15 protein-coding genes and 1 other RNA gene are annotated in these 16,560 nt (G+C 71.7%); 14 read left to right on the top strand and 2 right to left on the bottom strand.

All coding sequences use genetic code 11. The features are described 5' to 3' along the window. Nucleotides 1–98: 98 nt before the first annotated feature. Nucleotides 99–293: a hypothetical protein gene (locus ACWD4A_RS10400; protein WP_451191970.1), complete on the bottom strand. Its 195-nt coding sequence runs from the start codon at nt 291–293 to the stop codon at nt 99–101. Between the two features lie 277 nt (nt 294–570). Between ACWD4A_RS10400 and ftsE the strand changes: the two genes are divergently transcribed. The 13 genes from ftsE (at nt 571) to ACWD4A_RS10335 (ending at nt 14,204) form a co-directional block, all read left to right on the top strand. After that, nucleotides 571–1,260: a cell division ATP-binding protein FtsE gene (gene ftsE / locus ACWD4A_RS10395; protein ID WP_451191968.1), complete on the top strand. Its 690-nt coding sequence runs from the start codon at nt 571–573 to the stop codon at nt 1,258–1,260. A 9-nt stretch (nt 1,261–1,269) separates the two neighbouring features. Then, nucleotides 1,270–2,184, top strand: coding sequence for a permease-like cell division protein FtsX (gene ftsX / locus ACWD4A_RS10390; RefSeq protein ID WP_451191966.1), 915 nt, complete (start codon nt 1,270–1,272; stop codon nt 2,182–2,184). A 67-nt stretch (nt 2,185–2,251) separates the two neighbouring features. Beyond that, complete coding sequence (locus tag ACWD4A_RS10385) at nt 2,252–3,502, top strand: S41 family peptidase (RefSeq protein WP_451191963.1); 1,251 nt, start codon at nt 2,252–2,254, stop codon at nt 3,500–3,502. Nucleotides 3,503–3,520: 18 nt separating this feature from the next. Continuing rightward, nucleotides 3,521–4,033 carry an SsrA-binding protein SmpB gene (gene smpB / locus ACWD4A_RS10380; protein WP_451191961.1) on the top strand — a complete coding sequence of 171 codons (513 nt, stop codon included), beginning with the start codon at nt 3,521–3,523 and terminating at the stop codon, nt 4,031–4,033. A gap of 79 nt (nt 4,034–4,112) precedes the next feature. Beyond that, nucleotides 4,113–4,483, top strand: a transfer-messenger RNA (tmRNA) gene (ssrA, locus tag ACWD4A_RS10375). 176 nt (nt 4,484–4,659) lie between these two features. Next, complete coding sequence (locus ACWD4A_RS10370; RefSeq protein WP_451191959.1) at nt 4,660–5,820, top strand: hypothetical protein; 1,161 nt, start codon at nt 4,660–4,662, stop codon at nt 5,818–5,820. Nucleotides 5,821–5,952: 132 nt separating this feature from the next. Continuing rightward, nucleotides 5,953–6,537 carry a CGNR zinc finger domain-containing protein gene (locus ACWD4A_RS10365; protein WP_451191957.1) on the top strand — a complete coding sequence of 195 codons (585 nt, stop codon included), beginning with the start codon at nt 5,953–5,955 and terminating at the stop codon, nt 6,535–6,537. Between the two features lie 481 nt (nt 6,538–7,018). Next, nucleotides 7,019–7,552, top strand: coding sequence for a hypothetical protein (locus tag ACWD4A_RS10360; protein ID WP_451191955.1), 534 nt, complete (start codon nt 7,019–7,021; stop codon nt 7,550–7,552). Between the two features lie 42 nt (nt 7,553–7,594). Then, entirely contained in the window at nt 7,595–8,134 is a 540-nt protein-coding gene (locus ACWD4A_RS10355; protein ID WP_451191954.1) for a sigma-70 family RNA polymerase sigma factor, read from the top strand. After that, nucleotides 8,131–8,865 carry an anti-sigma factor family protein gene (locus tag ACWD4A_RS10350; RefSeq protein ID WP_451191951.1) on the top strand — a complete coding sequence of 245 codons (735 nt, stop codon included), beginning with the start codon at nt 8,131–8,133 and terminating at the stop codon, nt 8,863–8,865. The genes ACWD4A_RS10355 and ACWD4A_RS10350 overlap by 4 nt, the downstream gene beginning before the upstream one ends. Nucleotides 8,866–8,965: 100 nt before the next feature. Continuing rightward, nucleotides 8,966–11,362, top strand: coding sequence for a HelD family protein (locus tag ACWD4A_RS10345; RefSeq protein WP_451191948.1), 2,397 nt, complete (start codon nt 8,966–8,968; stop codon nt 11,360–11,362). A gap of 853 nt (nt 11,363–12,215) precedes the next feature. Next, nucleotides 12,216–13,649 carry a malic enzyme-like NAD(P)-binding protein gene (locus ACWD4A_RS10340; RefSeq protein ID WP_451191945.1) on the top strand — a complete coding sequence of 478 codons (1,434 nt, stop codon included), beginning with the start codon at nt 12,216–12,218 and terminating at the stop codon, nt 13,647–13,649. A 273-nt stretch (nt 13,650–13,922) separates the two neighbouring features. Further along, complete coding sequence (locus ACWD4A_RS10335; RefSeq protein WP_071961969.1) at nt 13,923–14,204, top strand: HU family DNA-binding protein; 282 nt, start codon at nt 13,923–13,925, stop codon at nt 14,202–14,204. 176 nt (nt 14,205–14,380) lie between these two features. On the opposite strand, the gene murA is transcribed toward ACWD4A_RS10335, so the two are convergent. Continuing rightward, nucleotides 14,381–15,712 (bottom strand): UDP-N-acetylglucosamine 1-carboxyvinyltransferase, encoded by a 1,332-nt coding sequence (gene murA / locus ACWD4A_RS10330; RefSeq protein ID WP_451191942.1) that lies wholly within the window; start codon nt 15,710–15,712, stop codon nt 14,381–14,383. Nucleotides 15,713–15,931: 219 nt separating this feature from the next. Here murA and ACWD4A_RS10325 point away from each other — a divergent pair, with 219 nt between their 5' ends. Further along, a complete protein-coding gene (locus ACWD4A_RS10325; protein ID WP_451191939.1) occupies nt 15,932–16,531 on the top strand; it encodes a YqgE/AlgH family protein in 600 nt (199 codons plus the stop codon). Nucleotides 16,532–16,560: the final 29 nt, after the last annotated feature.

The following is a 16,560-nucleotide window of genomic DNA, read 5'->3' as shown; positions in this document are numbered from 1 at the left end:
CCCGACGACGAGGGCCCGGAGCGCGACGGCGCTCCGGGCCCTTCGTGTCGTTCACGTCGTCCACGGCGGAGAGGCATCGCGCCGCTGTGACCGGGCGGCTACCCGGCGAAGCCGCGCGCGACGGCGGCCACCGTTATCAGCGCCACCAGCAGCACGAGCAGGGTGGCCGGGGTCAGCCCGGCGAAAACGCCTTCCTGGTGCTGAAGCCGCTCACGGCTCGCCCGGCAGACCGGGCACCGGCCCTCGCTGACGGGGGCCGCACAGTTGGCGCACACCAGTCGGTCGCATGTCATGCGATCTCCTCCTCCGGTACGTCCAACGCGCGGGAGAGCCGAGCGGTTCCCCTTACCACTGTGCCAGCTTCCGCGCCGTTCGGCGCGGCCGGTCGGCTGAACCCCGGAGCGCGGACCCGATTGCCCCAGTTTTGTCCCCGCCGAGCCGGTAACAAACGCGCCAAGACCGGACGCCGTCTGCGCGTACACCGGTGGTTCGCGTATGGTCACGCACACCGACGGGAGCCGCGCGCGCGGTGTTCCGTGCCCCCTATCCAGGTCGACGCGTGGTGCACTCGTGATCCGATTCGACAACGTATCCAAGTCCTACCCCAAGCAGAACCGCCCGGCGCTCCGCGATGTCTCGCTGGAGATCGAGAAGGGCGAGTTCGTCTTCCTCGTCGGCTCGTCCGGTTCCGGCAAATCCACCTTCCTGAGACTGCTGCTGCGCGAGGAGCGGGCCAGTACGGGCCAGGTCCACGTGCTGGGCAAGGATCTGGCCAGGCTCTCCAACTGGAAGGTGCCGCAGATGCGCCGCCAGCTGGGCACGGTCTTCCAGGACTTCCGGCTGCTGCCCAACAAGACGGTCAACGAGAACGTCGCCTTCGCCCTGGAGGTCATCGGCAAGCCCCGCGGCGAGATCCGCAAGGCCGTCCCGCAGGTCCTGGAGCTGGTGGGCCTCGGCGGCAAGGAGGACCGGATGCCCGGTGAGCTCTCCGGTGGTGAGCAGCAGCGCGTCGCGATCGCCCGCGCGTTCGTCAACCGCCCGCTGCTGCTCATCGCGGACGAGCCGACCGGCAACCTCGACCCGCAGACCTCCGTCGGCATCATGAAGCTGCTGGACCGGATCAACCGGACCGGGACCACCGTCATCATGGCCACCCACGACCAGCAGATCGTGGACCAGATGCGGAAGCGCGTCATCGAATTGGAACAGGGCCGTCTCGTACGCGACCAGTCGCGCGGCGTCTACGGCTACCAGCACTGAAAGGACGCCATGCGCGCCCAGTTCGTCCTGTCGGAGATCGGCGTCGGTCTCCGCCGCAATCTCACGATGACCTTCGCGGTGATCGTCTCCGTCGCCCTGTCGCTCGCGCTGTTCGGCGGGTCGCTGCTGATGCGCGAGCAGGTCAGCACGATGAAGGGCTACTGGTACGACAAGGTCAACGTCTCGATCTTCCTCTGCAACAAGACCGACGCGGAGTCCTTCCCCTCCTGTGCCAAGGGGGCGGCGACGGAGGACCAGAAGAAGGAGATCCGCGCTGATCTGCAGAAGATGGATCTCGTTCAGAGCGTCCAGTTCGAGACGGCCGACGAGGCGTACAAGCACTACAAGGAGCAGTTCGGCAAGAGTTCCCCGATCGCCAGCTCGCTGACGCCGGACCAGATGCAGGAGTCCTTCCGCGTCAAGTTGAAAGACCCCGCCAAGTTTGAGGTCATCACCAGCGCCTTCTCCCAGCGGCCGGGTGTGCAGACGGTGCAGGACCAGAAAACGACGCTGTCCAACCTCTTCAACCTCCTCAACGTCATGAACGGCGCGGCGCTCGGCCTGATGTTCCTGATGCTGATCGTGGCGCTGCTGCTGATCGTCAACACCGTCCGGGTGTCGGCGTTCAGCCGCCGCCGGGAGACCGGGATCATGCGGCTCGTCGGCGCGTCCAGCTTCTACATCCAGATCCCGTTCATCATGGAGGCGGCCTTCGCCGGGCTGCTCGGCGCGGGCTTCGCCTGCGTGCTGCTGGTCTGCGGCCAGCACTTCCTGGTGGACAACTACCTGGTGCACCACATCGACGTCATCCAGTTCCTCGGTTGGGACGCGGTACTGGCCAAGCTGCCGCTGGTGCTCGCCATCGGGCTGCTGATGCCCGCGCTGGCCGCTTTCGCCGCGCTGCGGAAGTACCTCAAGGTCTGAGCAGTGACCAGGGCGCCGTACGGACAACTCCCCGTACGGCGCCTTCTCTTGTCCTAGACTCACGCGCATGCCCGGCCCGTCGATGTTCCTTCCGCAGCGCCGTGCGCGGCGCGGTGCCGCGCTGACCTTGGTCTTCGCGGGCGTGCTGGCGACGGGCGCCGCCGCAGGCTCCTGGGACGCCGGCGCGCAGGGCGGCCGGAAGCCGACGGAAGCCCGCGTTCCGTCGCGTACGGCCGCGAGACCCGTCGACGGAGCCGCGGCGCTGGGCGCCGGGGCCGGAAGGCTGCCCGACCGCCGGGCCGTAGAGGACGCCGCCGAGCGGGCGGAGGAGGACGGCAGGTCCGGGGCGGCGGCCGCCGCCGAGGTGATCGGCCGCAGCGGCGACCTCTGGAGCTCCGTCTACAGCGCCCATGAGTACGAGGGCCTCCAGCGCGCCCTGGACGGCGCCTACATCGGGGTCGGGCTCTCCGCCCGGCCGGGTGCCGACGGCGGCACCGAGGTCGAGGACGTCCGGCCCGACGGGCCCGCGGAGCGCGCGGGCGTCCGCGCGGGCGACGCGATCCGCACGGTCGACGGGGTGGCGACGGCGGGCCTGCCGGTCACCGAGGTCGTCGCCCTGCTGCGCGGTGACGACGCCGCGGGCGGCGCCGAGGCGGGCACACCCGTACGGATCGGCCTCCAGCGGTCCGGGCGGTCCTGGGAGCGGACCCTGTACCGCGCGCGGCTGGTCACCGAGAGCGTCGCCGTGGAGCGGCTCGCGGACAGCCGGGAGGACGGCCCGGCGGCCACCCGCATCAAGGTCGACTCCTTCACCCGGGGCACCGGCGAACGCGTTCGCCGGGCGGCCCGGTCCGCGGCCCGGGGCGAGGGCATCCTGCTGGACCTGCGGGGCAACTCCGGCGGCCTGGTCACCGAGGCCGTCTCCACCGCCTCCGCCTTCCTCGACGGCGGCGTGGTCGCCACCTACGACGTGCCGGGCGGACGGCGCACCCTGGAGGCCCGGCCCGGCGGGGACACCGGGCCGCCGCTCGTCGTGCTCGTCGACGGCGGCACCATGAGCGCCGGCGAGCTGCTGGCCGGGGCGCTCCAGGACCGGGGCCGGGCGGTCGTCGTCGGCTCCCGCACCTTCGGCAAGGGCTCCGTGCAGCTGCCGAGCAGGCTCCCCGACGGCTCGGTCGCGGAGCTCACCGTCGGCCATTACCGCACCCCTTCAGGCCACTCCGTCGACGGCCGGGGCATCGCCCCCGACCTGGTCGTACGGGGCGATGCCGAGCACCGGGCCCGCACGGTATTGAGTGGCCTCAGGGGTGGGTCCTAGTGCGAGAATGTGCGCGCTATGGCTAAAGCGAAAGAGAAGAAGACCGATCGCAAACTGGTCGCGCAGAACAAGAAGGCGCGCCACGACTACCACATTCTGGACACCTACGAGTGCGGCATGGTGCTGACCGGCACCGAGGTCAAGTCGCTGCGCCAGGGCCGGGCCTCGCTCGTGGACGGCTTCGTCCAGATCGACGGCGGCGAGGCGTGGCTGCACAACGTCCACGTCCCCGAGTACGCCCAGGGCACCTGGACGAACCACAGCGCGCGCCGCAAGCGCAAGCTCCTGATGCACCGCGCCGAGATCGACAAGCTGGACTCCAAGTCGCAGGAGACCGGCCACACGATCGTGCCGCTCGCGCTGTACTTCAAGAGCGGCCGCGCCAAGGTCGAGATCGCCCTCGCCAAGGGCAAGAAGGAGTACGACAAGCGGCAGACGCTCCGCGAGAAGCAGGACACCCGCGAGGCGAGCCGCGCGATCTCGGCGGCCCGCAGGCGTCAGCAGGCCCAGCACGGTAGCTCGCGCGGGTAAATAGGCTGGCACCGTCGTGCGCGGGTCACGTACGATGGACATCGCACCCCGCGAGGGGCGCACCTTGAAAAAACAACATGGGGATGATCGGTTTCGACAGCGGATGTCGAAGCAGGGGAAGCGAGCCGAGGAAGCGGCAATGATCTCGTAAACCATATGTCGCAACCAATAATCGCCAACACCAAGCGCGATTCCTTCGCCCTCGCTGCCTAAGTAGCGACTTTGCGAAGTGTCAGCCCGGGGCTGTTCCCGACCCGGATCCTGGCATCAGCTAGGGAACTAAACCACTAGGTCCGGTCACGGGGCCGAGTGGGAAATCAAACAGTGACTGAGCCCGTCGGAGACTTGTCCGTGTGATCTCCGGGGCCGAGAAAATCGCAGCGGACTGCGCTCGGAGAAGCCCTGTTTCCGCACCGTTGGACGCGGGTTCGATTCCCGCCATCTCCACTCATCCCATGTGAGGCGAAGGCCCCACCGCTCCGGCGGTGGGGCCTTTGTCGTCGGGTGTGCCGTGGATGCTGCCGTGGATGTCGCCGTGGACGCCGTCATGCGGGCCGTTTTGCCGGGACGAGGGCAACCTGGAGGCCGGGACGGCCCTCTTCCTGAATGCGACAAGGGGGTGCGCGGTGAACTGGACTCGTGCGGTGGTGGCCGTGGTGGGTGCCGGAGCGCTGTGGCCGGCCGTGGGCGTGGCCGGGACGGCGGTGGCCGACGACGGGCGCGGCGGGGTGCACCTGCTGCTCAACGGCGCCTTCGACAACCGGCCCGGCGGGCTCGTCGACATAGACGTCCAGGGTGTGCGCGGCCGGGGCGAGGTCACCGTCTCCTCGCCCGTCTTCCCGCACCGCGTCCGGCTCGCGCCCTACGAGCACCGGGCACCGGCCGCCGAGCGCGGCCACCACGCCCGGCCCGCCATCGCGATGACCGTCCGGCCGGGCAGCTACCCGCTCACCGTGCGGGCCGGCGGCCGGGTCGTCGCGGAGGACCGGGTGGAGGTCGGGCCCGCGCGGCGGCCGCAGTTCACGGTGACCTCGCCGGGCGAGGTCATGCGGCCCGGGGAGCAACTGTGGATGGCGTACGACGACCTGTTTCCCGGCGAGACCGGGGCGGCCTTCGAGGCGCGCTCGCCCGCGTTCCCCGCGCCGGTGCGGCTCGCCCACGACCCGAAGAGCGCCGACTGGAACAACCCCCGGCTGTTCTCCGGCTCGGTGGAGCTGCCGCCCTCGGTGAAGGACGGCACCTACACGGTGCGGCTCACCGGGCCCGGCGGCCGCACCCTCGACGAGAAGCCGCTGCTGATCCGCGCGGCGAAGCCCGGCGACCGCGACTACGTGGGCCGGGCGCACGGCCCCGCCTTCTTCGACGCCTCGAAGACATCGGGTCCCGACCGGGCCCGTACGCGCCACCAGGTCGCCGTCGGCGGCACCGTCAACGTCCTGTGGCGGGACGGCGCGCCCGACCCGGGCGAGGAGGGGCGGATCGTCGCCACCTCACCGGCCTTCGAACGGCCGGTGCCGCTGCGGCGGGACGAGAGCAAGGCCGGGGACGGCGACTCGCCCCGGTACTACGGGCCCGCGAGGATCCGGCGCGGGCTGGGCTCGGGGAGCTACCCCGTGACGGTGGTCAGCCACCACGGCCGCGTACGCAGGATAGGGCAGCTCCTGGTGACGGGGGCGTCCTCCTCCGGCGGCTCCGCCAACCCCCTGGTGGTGGCGACCGTCGCCACGGGCGCGGCGGGCATCCTCGCCCTGACGGGCTTCGCCCTCGTCAAGTCCCGCCGCCCGTAGGGGCGTTCCCTGCTCGGCTGTCCGGCGGATCCGGGGGTTACAGGTGTGCACGTAAGGGGGCACCCTGGAGGTGGCGGCTCCGCCGCGGACCAACGCGAACAGGGAAGAGAACAGGGAAAAGGTGACCGGCGCATGGCGGCGACAGCCTCCTATGACCTGCGATTCGACGCCGGGCGGCCCTGCCTGGATCTGGTGGCCACGGTCGGCGGCCGGTTCAGCGAGGAGCCCGTCGAGCGGCTCGACACCCCCGAGCGGCTGCGGGACTGGCTGTTCGGCGCGGGGGTCGTGCCGCCCGGCACCCCGCTCGGGGCCGTCGACGGGAGCTGGCTCGGGCGCTTCCGCGCCGCCCGTGACCTGCTGCACCGTGTCGTCCACGCCGAGGTCGACGGCCGGGCCGCCGACCCCGACCTGGAGCGGGTCAACGCGCTCGCCGCGACCGCGCCCCCGGCGGTGCGGGCCGTACGGACCGACGACGGCACGCTCGTCCGCACGGTCGCCGCACCCCCCGACTGCGGGGCCCTCGTCGGGCAGATCTGCCGCGACGCGGTGGAGCTGCTGACCGATCCCGCCACGCGGGGGCAGCTGCGGCGGTGCGAGGGGGAGACGTGCTCGCTGGTCTACCTCGACACTTCGCGTGGGCGCCGGCGGCGGTGGTGCTCCAGTGAGGTCTGCGGCAATCGCGAACGGGTGGCTCGGCACCGGCGCCGTCGCGGCTGACCCCCTGTCCGGGGGCTCCGCCCCCGGGGTTCCCCGTACCGGGGCTGCGCCCCGGACCCCGCAACACGGCTTCGCCGCGTTGTCCTCAAACGCCGGACGGGCTGGATTTGCGGACCGTGGCTCTTTGGTCTGCGGCCCGGAGGATGCGGACTACGCCCGCACAACCAGCCTGCGCATTGCTGACCTGTGGGCCCGGAGACTGCGGGTCGTCCACCGCGATGCGATGCGATGCGCGTCTTGGGCCTTGCGGATTGTGCCCGTCCGCCCGCACAACCAGCCCGTCCTGGGGGCACCTCCCAGCGGTAGCTGGGGGAGTTTGAGGACGCGGCCGTAGGCCGCTTCCGCCGTAGGCGGCAACGGTGCGGCGGCCGACCGCAGCGGAAAATCTCAGCGGCGGCTGAGTACGGCAGGCACCCCCGTACGTATTCAAGGCCGAAGGGGGCGGCAGCGCCCCGGAACCGGACCGTCAGGGGGAACCGAGATGAGCGCACCCACCCACATGCCCCTCCGGCTAGGAGTGTCCGCAGCGCTGCTCGCGCTGACCGTGACCGCCTGTGACTCCGGCGGCGGCTCGTCCTCCACGGACAAGAGCACACCATCCCAGAGCCAGCAGCAACAGCAGCAGGCGCCCGCCGCCCTCCTCACGGCACAGGACGCCAAGCTGGGCACGATCGTCACGGACGCCAAGGGCTTCACTCTCTACCGCTTCGACAAGGACCGGCCCAAGCCGTCCGCCTCGAACTGCAACGGGAGTTGCGTCACCACCTGGCCGCCCGTGACGGCCACCGACCAGGTCCGGCTCAAGGGCATCGACAAGAACCTCGTCTCCACCGTCACCCGGGCCGACGGCAGCAGGCAACTGACCCTGGGCGGCTGGCCGCTGTACCGCTACGCGCCCGACAGTCAGCCCGGCGACACCAAGGGCCAGGGCATCGGCGGCACCTGGTTCGCCAGCGACCCGCAGGGCAAGAAGGCCAAGGCCACCGGCGGCGGCAGCGGAGGCTACGGCTACTGACCGGGCAATCACCGAATCTTGCTATCGACCGGGAGAACGGCCTTGCGCAAGGATGCCGTCGTGGCTGACAGGACCAGTCCCGACGAGGAGCTGATGCGGGCGCTCTACGACGAGCACGCCGGCCCCCTCCTCGCGTTCGTGCTCCGGCTGGTCGCCGGGGACCGCCAGCGCGCGGAGGACGTCGTCCAGGAGACGCTGCTGCGCGCCTGGCGCAACGCCGACCGGCTGCGCGGCGCCCCCGGTTCCGTACGCCCCTGGCTGGTGACCGTCGCCCGGCGCATCGTCATCGACAACCACCGCAGCCGCCGGGCCCGCCCCCGGGAGGTCGACCCGGGCCCTCTGGAACTGATCCCCGCGGCCGACGAGATCGACCGGGCCCTGCGCCTGATGACCATCTCCGACGCGCTCGGCGATCTGACCGAGGCCCACCGAGAGGCGCTGATCGAGACCTACTTCAAGGGACGTACGGTGAGCGAGGCGGCCGAAGTGCTGGGCGTGCCGGCCGGGACCGTGCGGTCCCGGGTCTTCTACGCGCTGCGCTCCATGAAGCTCTCGCTCGAAGAACGGGGAGTGACGGCATGACCCAGCCGACACCGCACATGGACGTGGGCGCCTACGCGCTCGGCGTCCTGGACGAGGCGGAGGCCGTCCGTTTCGAGGAGCACCTCGCCGACTGCCCCGAGTGCGCCGCCGAGCTCGACGGCCTGCTCGGGCTGACCCCGCTCCTCGCCGACCTCAGGGAATCCGCGCCGGACCCCGGTGTGCTCACCGCGCGGCCGGGTCCCGCGCTCCTCGGCAATCTCCTGGCCGAGGCCACGGCCGTCCGCCGTACCCAGCGCGTCCGGCGGCTCTGCCTGGCCGCGGCGGCCGCCGTGCTGATCGTCGCCGGTCCGCTCGTCGGCTCGGCCCTCACCTCGCAGCACACGCCGAGCCACAGCACCGTGAGCGCGGCCAAGGCGATGTACGAGGAGGGCGAGAAGATCGGCGCGGTCGACCCCGCCACCAAGGTCGACGCCACCGTCTCGCTGGAGGAGAAGCCCTGGGGCACCCACGTCGCCCTGCGACTCGCCAACGTCAAGGGCCCGCTGACCTGCGACCTCGTCGCCGTCGGCAAGAACGGCGAGCGTCAGACCGTCACCACGTGGGCCGTACCGGCCGCGGGCTACGGGCTGCCCGGCAGCGGGGACAAAGGCGATAAGTGGGGCAAGGAGCCTCTCTACACCCACGGCGGCGCCGCGTTCCAGCGGAACGACATCGACCACTTCGAGGTGCGCACGCTCGCCGGGAAACTCCTCGCCACCGTCAAGGTGTGACCAAACCGCCATCAAGTCCGTCATGTCCTGACAGGTGCGCTCAGCACCTCTGTTCGCGTACGGTTGACGGCTGCCCTAGGCACAGCAGAAGGGGGCTTGGGTGGCCGCGCAGAACGTCACGGACGCGCAGGTGGCGACAGGACCGGTGACGGAACCCGACGGGGTCCGCGACCGCGAGATCGGTACCGAACAACAGCATCTGGACCGGGTGTACCGACGCCTGGAGGAGAAGATCCACGAGGCCGAGTTCCTCATGGACGACGCCGCCAAACGGGGCCAGGTCGGCACGCCGGGGGCGCTCGCCGAGCGGGACGCCCAGGTGTTCCGCGCCGGGGTGCACCTCAACCGGCTCAACAACGAGTTCGAGGACTTCCTCTTCGGCCGCGTCGACCTGCTCCTCGGCAAGGACGGGAAGAAGGGCCCCGACGGCGCCTACACCTCCGTCGAACCCGCCGACGACGCCGTGCGCGACGACCGGGCGGAGATCGCGGAGACCCTGCACATCGGCCGCATCGGCGTCCTGGACGCCGACTACTCGCCGCTCGTCATCGACTGGCGCGCCCCCGCGGCCGCGCCGTTCTACCGCGCCACGCCGGTGGCGCCCGGCCGAGTCGTGCGCCGCCGCGTCATCCGCTCCAAGGGCCGCAAGGTCCTCGGCGTCGAGGACGACCTGCTGCGCCCCGAGCTGACGGCCACCCTGCGCGGCGCCGCGCTGCCCGTCGTCGGCGACGGCGCGCTGATGGCCGCGCTCGGGCAGGCCCGCAGCCACACGATGCGGGACATCGTCTCCTCCATCCAGGCGGAGCAGGACATGGTCATCCGGGCCCCCGCCGCCTCGGTGACCGAGGTCGAGGGCGGCCCCGGCACCGGCAAGACCGCCGTCGCCCTGCACCGCGCCGCGTACCTCCTCTACCAGGACCGCCGCCGCTACGCGGGCGGCATCCTCGTCGTCTCGCCGACCCCGCTGCTCGTCGCCTACACCGAGGGCGTGCTGCCCTCGCTCGGCGAGGAGGGCCAGGTCGCGATCCGCGCGGTGGGCTCCCTGGTGGACGGCGCGGAGGCCGACACCTACGACGAGCCCGCGGTCGCCCGCGTCAAGGGCTCCTCCCGCATGCTCAAGGTGCTGCGCAAGGCGGTGCGGGGCGCGCTGGAGACGCCGTCCGCGGCGCCGGCACGCCGGGCGGACGACGGCCAGTTGGCGTTCGCGGACCCGGCGGCGCCCCCGGTGGCCGGCACGCCCGACCGCCTCCGCGTCGTCGCCTTCGGCGCCCGGCTGGAGCTGGGGGCCGACGAGCTCAAGCGCATCCGCAACACCGCCCTCGGCGGCACCGCGCCCATCAACCTGCTGCGCCCGCGCGCCCGCAGGCTGATCCTCGACGCCCTGTGGTCCAGGGCGGGCGGGCCCAAGCGCTACACCGACCCCGAGCTCGCGCAGGAGGCCCGGCAGGCCTTCGACGAGGACATCACCACCGAGGACGTCTTCATCGACTTCCTCGCCGCCTGGTGGCCCGAGCTCACCCCGCGCGGGGTGCTGGCCGCGATGGCGGACGAACGGCGGCTCGCCCGCTGGGCGCGCCGTGAGCTCAACCAGCGCGAGATCCGGCTGCTGGCCCGCTCGCTCAAGCGGCTGGACGCCAGGGGCCGGGGCCCGCTCTCCGTGCACGACGTCGCGCTGCTGGACGAGCTGGAGACGCTGCTCGGCGTACCCGCCCGGCCCAAGCAGCCGCGCGAGCTCGACCCGCTCGCCCATCTCACCGGGCTGGAGGAGCTGATGCCGACGCGCTCCGAGAGCAGGCGCGAGCGCGCGGAGCGGCTGGCGGAGGAGCGCCGGGACTACGCCCATGTGATCGTCGACGAGGCGCAGGACCTGACGCCCATGCAGTGGCGGATGGTGGGCCGCAGGGGCCGCACCGCCACCTGGACGGTCGTCGGCGACCCCGCGCAGTCCTCCTGGTCCGACCCGGACGAGGCGGCCGCCGCCCGCGACGAGGCGCTCGGCAACCGCCCCCGCCGTCGCTTCGAACTCACCGTGAACTACCGCAACCCCGCGGAGATCGCCGAACTGGCCGCCAAGGTGCTGGCGCTGGCCATGCCGGGCATGCGGTCCCCCGCGGCCGTACGGTCGACCGGCGTCGTGCCGCGCTTCGCCGTGACGGACGGCGACCTGCCGAAGGCCGTGCGCGCGGAGGCCCGGCACCTCCTGGAGGACGTCGACGGCACCGTCGGCGTGGTCGTCCCGATGGCCCGCCGCGCGGAGGCCCGCGACTGGCTCGCCGGCCTCGGCGACCGCGTCGTCGTCCTCGGCAGCCTGGAGGCGAAGGGCCTGGAGTACGACGCCACCGTGGTCGTCACCCCGGCCGAGATCGCCGACGAATCCCCGGCGGGCCTCCGCGTCCTCTACGTGGCCCTCACCCGCGCCACCCAGCGCCTGACGGTCCTCTCGGGAGAACGCGACGACCCGAACCCGGAGGGAATCCCGGACCTGCTACGGGACTGACCCCTCCGGGAGGAGCGGAGCCGGGCCCGGGGCGGGGCCCGGACCCCGAGGTCCGTTGCGGAACCTCGGAGTTGAGCCCCTGCCCCGGGCCGGACCCGGGCCGCGGCCCCGGAGACGGCCTGCGGGGTGAGCGCGGGCCGGAGGCCGGGGCGGGGCAACGGAGTTGAGGCCTTGCCCCGGGGTCCCGGGCGGGGTACGGGCACGGCCCGGGACGCGCGTGAGCCGGGGCGGGTGGGGGGTCTGGGGGCGTAGCCCCGAGGTACGCACGGACCGGGGTGCAACCCCGGGATCGGGGTCCGGGGCGGAGCCCCACGCAGTGTCCGGCGGAACGACGTCAGGGGAGTCGCAGGCCCGGCGGGCCGCAGAGTTGAGGCCTTGCCCAGGGCCCGGGGCGGTAGCCCCGGGGTGTGTACGGGCCGGGGGCCGAGGCGGCAGCCTCAGAGGTGTGCCGGTCCGGGGAGTGGGGGCGCGGCCCCGTGCCGGGGTTCGTCGTGGGGTCCGGGGCGGAGCCCCGGTGTTCGGCCATGACTTCCGGGGAGCATTTGTTAGCCTGGAACACGGCACCGGCTCGATCCAAGCCCCCGGGCCCAACCTTAGTCGCTTCGAGCGACCACTTGCCGCGAGGCGAGCATGGCGGGTCGGTGCCACCAGAACGTCCCCACGGGCGCTCCTCACCACGAGGAGCGCCCGTCGGCGTTTCCGCAGGTCACCTCTCCCGTATGCCGGAACCCGCCTTCCGGAATCCGGGGTCGGTTACCGCGTACTCATCAGTAGGTGGGACGATCGACCCCCGCGCCCCGCGGCGCGTACCACGCGTACCAAGCGAAAACAGGGAAAGCAGAGGAAAGCGGCCATGGCAACGGCGCCAAGCGTCTCGTACTCGATGACGGTCCGGCTGGAGGTCCCCGCGAGCGGGACCGCGGTCAGCCAGCTCACCACGGCCGTGGAGTCCTCCGGCGGCTCGGTGACCGGCCTCGACGTCACCGCCTCGGGCCACGAGAAGCTGCGGATCGACGTCACCGTCGCCGCGACCTCCACCGCCCACGCCGACGAGATCGTCGAGGAACTCCGCGGCATCGAGGGCGTCAGCGTCGGCAAGGTCTCCGACCGCACCTTCCTGATGCACCTCGGCGGCAAGATCGAGATGGCGTCCAAGCACCCCATCCGCAACCGCGACGACCTCTCCATGATCTACACCCCGGGCGTGGCCCGCGTGTGCATGGCGATCGCGGAGAACCCCGAGGACGCCCGCCGCCTGACCATCAAGCGCAACAGCGTGGCCGTGGTCACCGACGGCTCCGCCGTCCTGGGCCTGGGCAACATCGGCCCCAAGGCCGCGCTGCCCGTGATGGAGGGCAAGGCCGCCCTCTTCAAGCGCTTCGCCGGCATCGACGCCTGGCCGATCTGCCTGGACACCCAGGACTCCGACGCCATCGTCGAGATCGTCAAGGCCATCGCCCCCGGCTTCGCGGGCATCAACCTCGAGGACATCTCCGCCCCCCGCTGCTTCGAGATCGAGGCCCGGCTGCGCGAGGCCCTCGACATCCCCGTCTTCCACGACGACCAGCACGGCACGGCCATCGTCGTGCTCGCCGCGCTGACCAACGCGCTGCGCGTGGTGGAGAAGTCCATCGGTGACGTACGGGTCGTCATGTCCGGTGCGGGCGCGGCCGGTACGGCCATCCTGAAGCTGCTGATCGCCGCGGGTGTCAAGCACGCGGTCGTCGCCGACATCCACGGTGTGGTGCACGCGGGCCGGCACGATCTCGTCGACGCGAGCCCGGAGTCCGCGCTCCGCTGGATCGCCGACAACACCAACCCCGAAGGCATCACGGGCACCCTCAAGGAGGCCGTGCGCGGCGCCGACGTCTTCATCGGCGTCTCCGCCCCCAACGTGCTGACCGGCGAAGACGTGGCCGCGATGGCCGACGGCGCGATCGTCTTCGCGCTCGCCAACCCCGACCCCGAGGTGGACCCGGCGATCGCCCGCCGGAGCGCCGCCGTGGTCGCCACCGGCCGCTCGGACTTCCCCAACCAGATCAACAATGTGCTGGTCTTCCCGGGTGTCTTCCGCGGCCTGCTGGACGCCCAGTCCCGCACCGTCAACACCGAGATGATGCTGGCCGCCGCGGGCGCCCTCGCGAACGTCGTCGCCGAGGACGAGCTCAACGCGAACTACATCATCCCGAGCGTCTTCAACGACAAGGTCGCCGGCGCCGTCGCGGGCGCCGTCCGCGAGGCCGCGAAGGCCGCGGGCGCGGCTGTGACGGGCACCACGACCGCCTGACGACGGCGCGTCGCGGGTGCTTGCGCCCGCGACCTGCCCATAAGGTGTCGGGCAGAAATCAGGCCGTAGAAATGCGGCTGTATCCGAGGCTGTGCCGCTTTCCGTGTGACTCTCCAGGGTGCCGGATTGGCTTTCCCGCCACTGGTGGGGGCAGGATGCGTAACCGGGCGCGAGGGTCTGGCAACAGACCCGGGTCCGGGGACTGTCCGAGGGCCCTGGCAGCATCGGCTTCGATCTCACGCCTCATTGGCAAGAAGAACACGGGAGTACAACATGAACCGCAGTGAGCTGGTGGCCGCGCTGGCCGACCGCGCCGAGGTGACCCGCAAGGACGCCGACGCCGTCCTGGCCGCGCTCGCCGAGACCGTCGGCGAGATCGTCGCCAAGGGCGACGAGAAGGTCACCATCCCCGGCTTCCTGACCTTCGAGCGCACCCACCGTGCCGCTCGCACTGCTCGCAACCCGCAGACGGGCGAGCCGATCCAGATCGCTGCCGGTTACAGCGTGAAGGTCTCCGCGGGCTCCAAGCTCAAGGAAGCCGCGAAGGGCAAGTAAGACCCCAAGCGCAAAGGGCGACCACCTCTTCGAGGGGTGGTCGCCCTTTTGGCGTTCTGTACGGGCTGTACGGCCGTTTGGGGGCCTCGGAGCCGCCCTGTACGGCAAAGCGCCTGTACAAGCCCTGAATGGCTCGTACAGGCGCTTATGGCCCGTCAGCTGGTGCTCTGCGCTGGTCAGGCGCCGGGCAGTTCCACATTCGCGCCGAGGCTGCGGAGCTTCTCCATGAAGTTCTCGTAGCCGCGGTTGATCAGGTCGATGCCGTGGACGCGGGACGTGCCGTCCGCCGCCAGGGCCGCGATCAGGTACGAGAAGCCGCCGCGGAGGTCGGGGATGACCAGGTCGGCGCCCTGCAGCTTGGTGGGGCCGGAGACGACCGCCGAGTGCAGGAAGTTCCGCTGGCCGAAGCGGCAGGCGGAGCCGCCCAGGCACTCGCGGTACAGCTGGATGTGCGCGCCCATCTGGTTGAGCGCGGAGGTGAAGCCCAGCCGGGACTCGTACACCGTCTCGTGGACGATGGACAGCCCGGCCGCCTGGGTCAGGGCCACGACCAGCGGCTGCTGCCAGTCCGTCTGGAAGCCGGGGTGGACGTCGGTCTCCAGCGCGATCGCGTTGAGCGAGCCGCCCGGGTGCCAGAAGCGGATGCCCTCGTCGTCGATCTCGAAGGCGCCGCCGACCTTGCGGTAGGTGTTGAGGAAGGTCATCATCGACCGCTGCTGCGCGCCGCGGACGTAGATGTTGCCCTTGGTGGCCAGCGCCGCGGACGCCCAGGAGGCCGCCTCCAGGCGGTCCGAGAGCGCGCGGTGGTTGTAGCCGCCGAGCTTGTCCACACCGGTGATCCGGATGGTCCGGTCGGTGTCCATCGCGATGATCGCGCCCATCTTCTGCAGTACGCAGATGAGGTCCTCGATCTCCGGCTCGACGGCCGCGTTGGACAGCTCGGTGACGCCCTCCGCCAGTACGGCGGTCAGCAGCACCTGCTCGGTCGCGCCGACCGAGGGGTACGGCAGGCGGATCTTGGTGCCGCGCAGTCGCTGCGGGGCCTCCAGGTACTGGCCGCCCTCGCGCTTCTCGATGGTCGCGCCGAACTGGCGCAGCACCTCGAAGTGGAAGTCGATCGGCCGGCCGCCGATGTCACAGCCGCCCAGGCCCGGGATGAAGGCGTGACCCAGCCGGTGCAGCAGCGGGCCGCACAGCAGGATCGGGATGCGCGAGGAGCCCGCGTGCGCGTCGATGTCGGCGACATTGGCGCTCTCCACGTGGGAGGGGTCCAGGATCAGCTCACCGGGCTCGTCACCGGGGCGCACGGTGACGCCGTGCAGCTGGAGCAGGCCGCGGACCACCCGGACGTCGCGGATGTCGGGGACGTTGCGCAGCCGGCTGGGACCGCTGCCGAGCAGCGCGGCGACCATGGCCTTCGGCACGAGGTTCTTCGCGCCGCGGACACGGATCTCGCCCTCGAGCGGGGCGCCGCCGTGGACAAGCAGTACATCGTCAGGGCCGGTCATGGATCTCGCGTTCCTGGAGTTGGGCAGGGGGCAAGAAGAAAGGGTAATGCGACCTGAGCCCCCTCCTGCATGCAAAAGGGGGCTCGGGGGTGTGATGGCTTCGCAACAACACGCTGCGTTAATGGAATGGTCGCTACCGGTTATCTGCGGGGCGGCCGCTTTCCTGCCGGAGTCTGCGTCCGGCCCCCGTTCGGGCCCGAAATGCGGGATCATGTGCCCATGTCCGAGGTGTCCTCGCTCACAGGACGACTGCTTGTCGCGACACCGGCGCTCGCTGACCCGAATTTCGACCGCGCGGTGGTGCTGCTGCTCGACCACGACGAGGAGGGGTCCCTCGGTGTGATCCTCAACCGCCCGACACCGGTCGGCGTCGGCGACATCCTGGAGTCCTGGGCGGCGCTGGCAGGGGAGCCCGGGGTGGTCTTCCAGGGCGGCCCGGTCTCGCTGGACTCCGCGCTGGGCGTGGGCGTGGTGCCGGGGGAGGGGCGCGGGAAGGACGGCGAGGGCGCGGCCCCGGTCGGGGACGGCCCGCTCGGCTGGCGCCGGGTGCACGGCGCGATCGGCCTGGTCGACCTGGAGGCCCCGCCCGAACTGCTCGCCGCGGCCCTCGGCTCCCTGCGGATCTTCGCGGGGTACGCGGGCTGGGGCCCCGGTCAGCTGGAGGACGAGCTGGTCGAGGGCGCCTGGTACGTCGTGGAGTCCGAGCCGGGCGACGTCTCCTCCCCGGACCCGGGCCAGCTCTGGCGGGCCGTGCTGCGACGGCAGCGCAACGAACTGGCCATGGTCGCGACCTACCCGGACGACCCGAGCCTCAACTGAGACCGGCCCGACGACCGGCCGGGCGACTG

The organism is Streptomyces sp. NPDC002537, from assembly GCF_053594975.1.
Note: the sequence above shows the minus strand (reverse complement) of the source record. Positions and strands in the feature narration are given on the sequence as shown.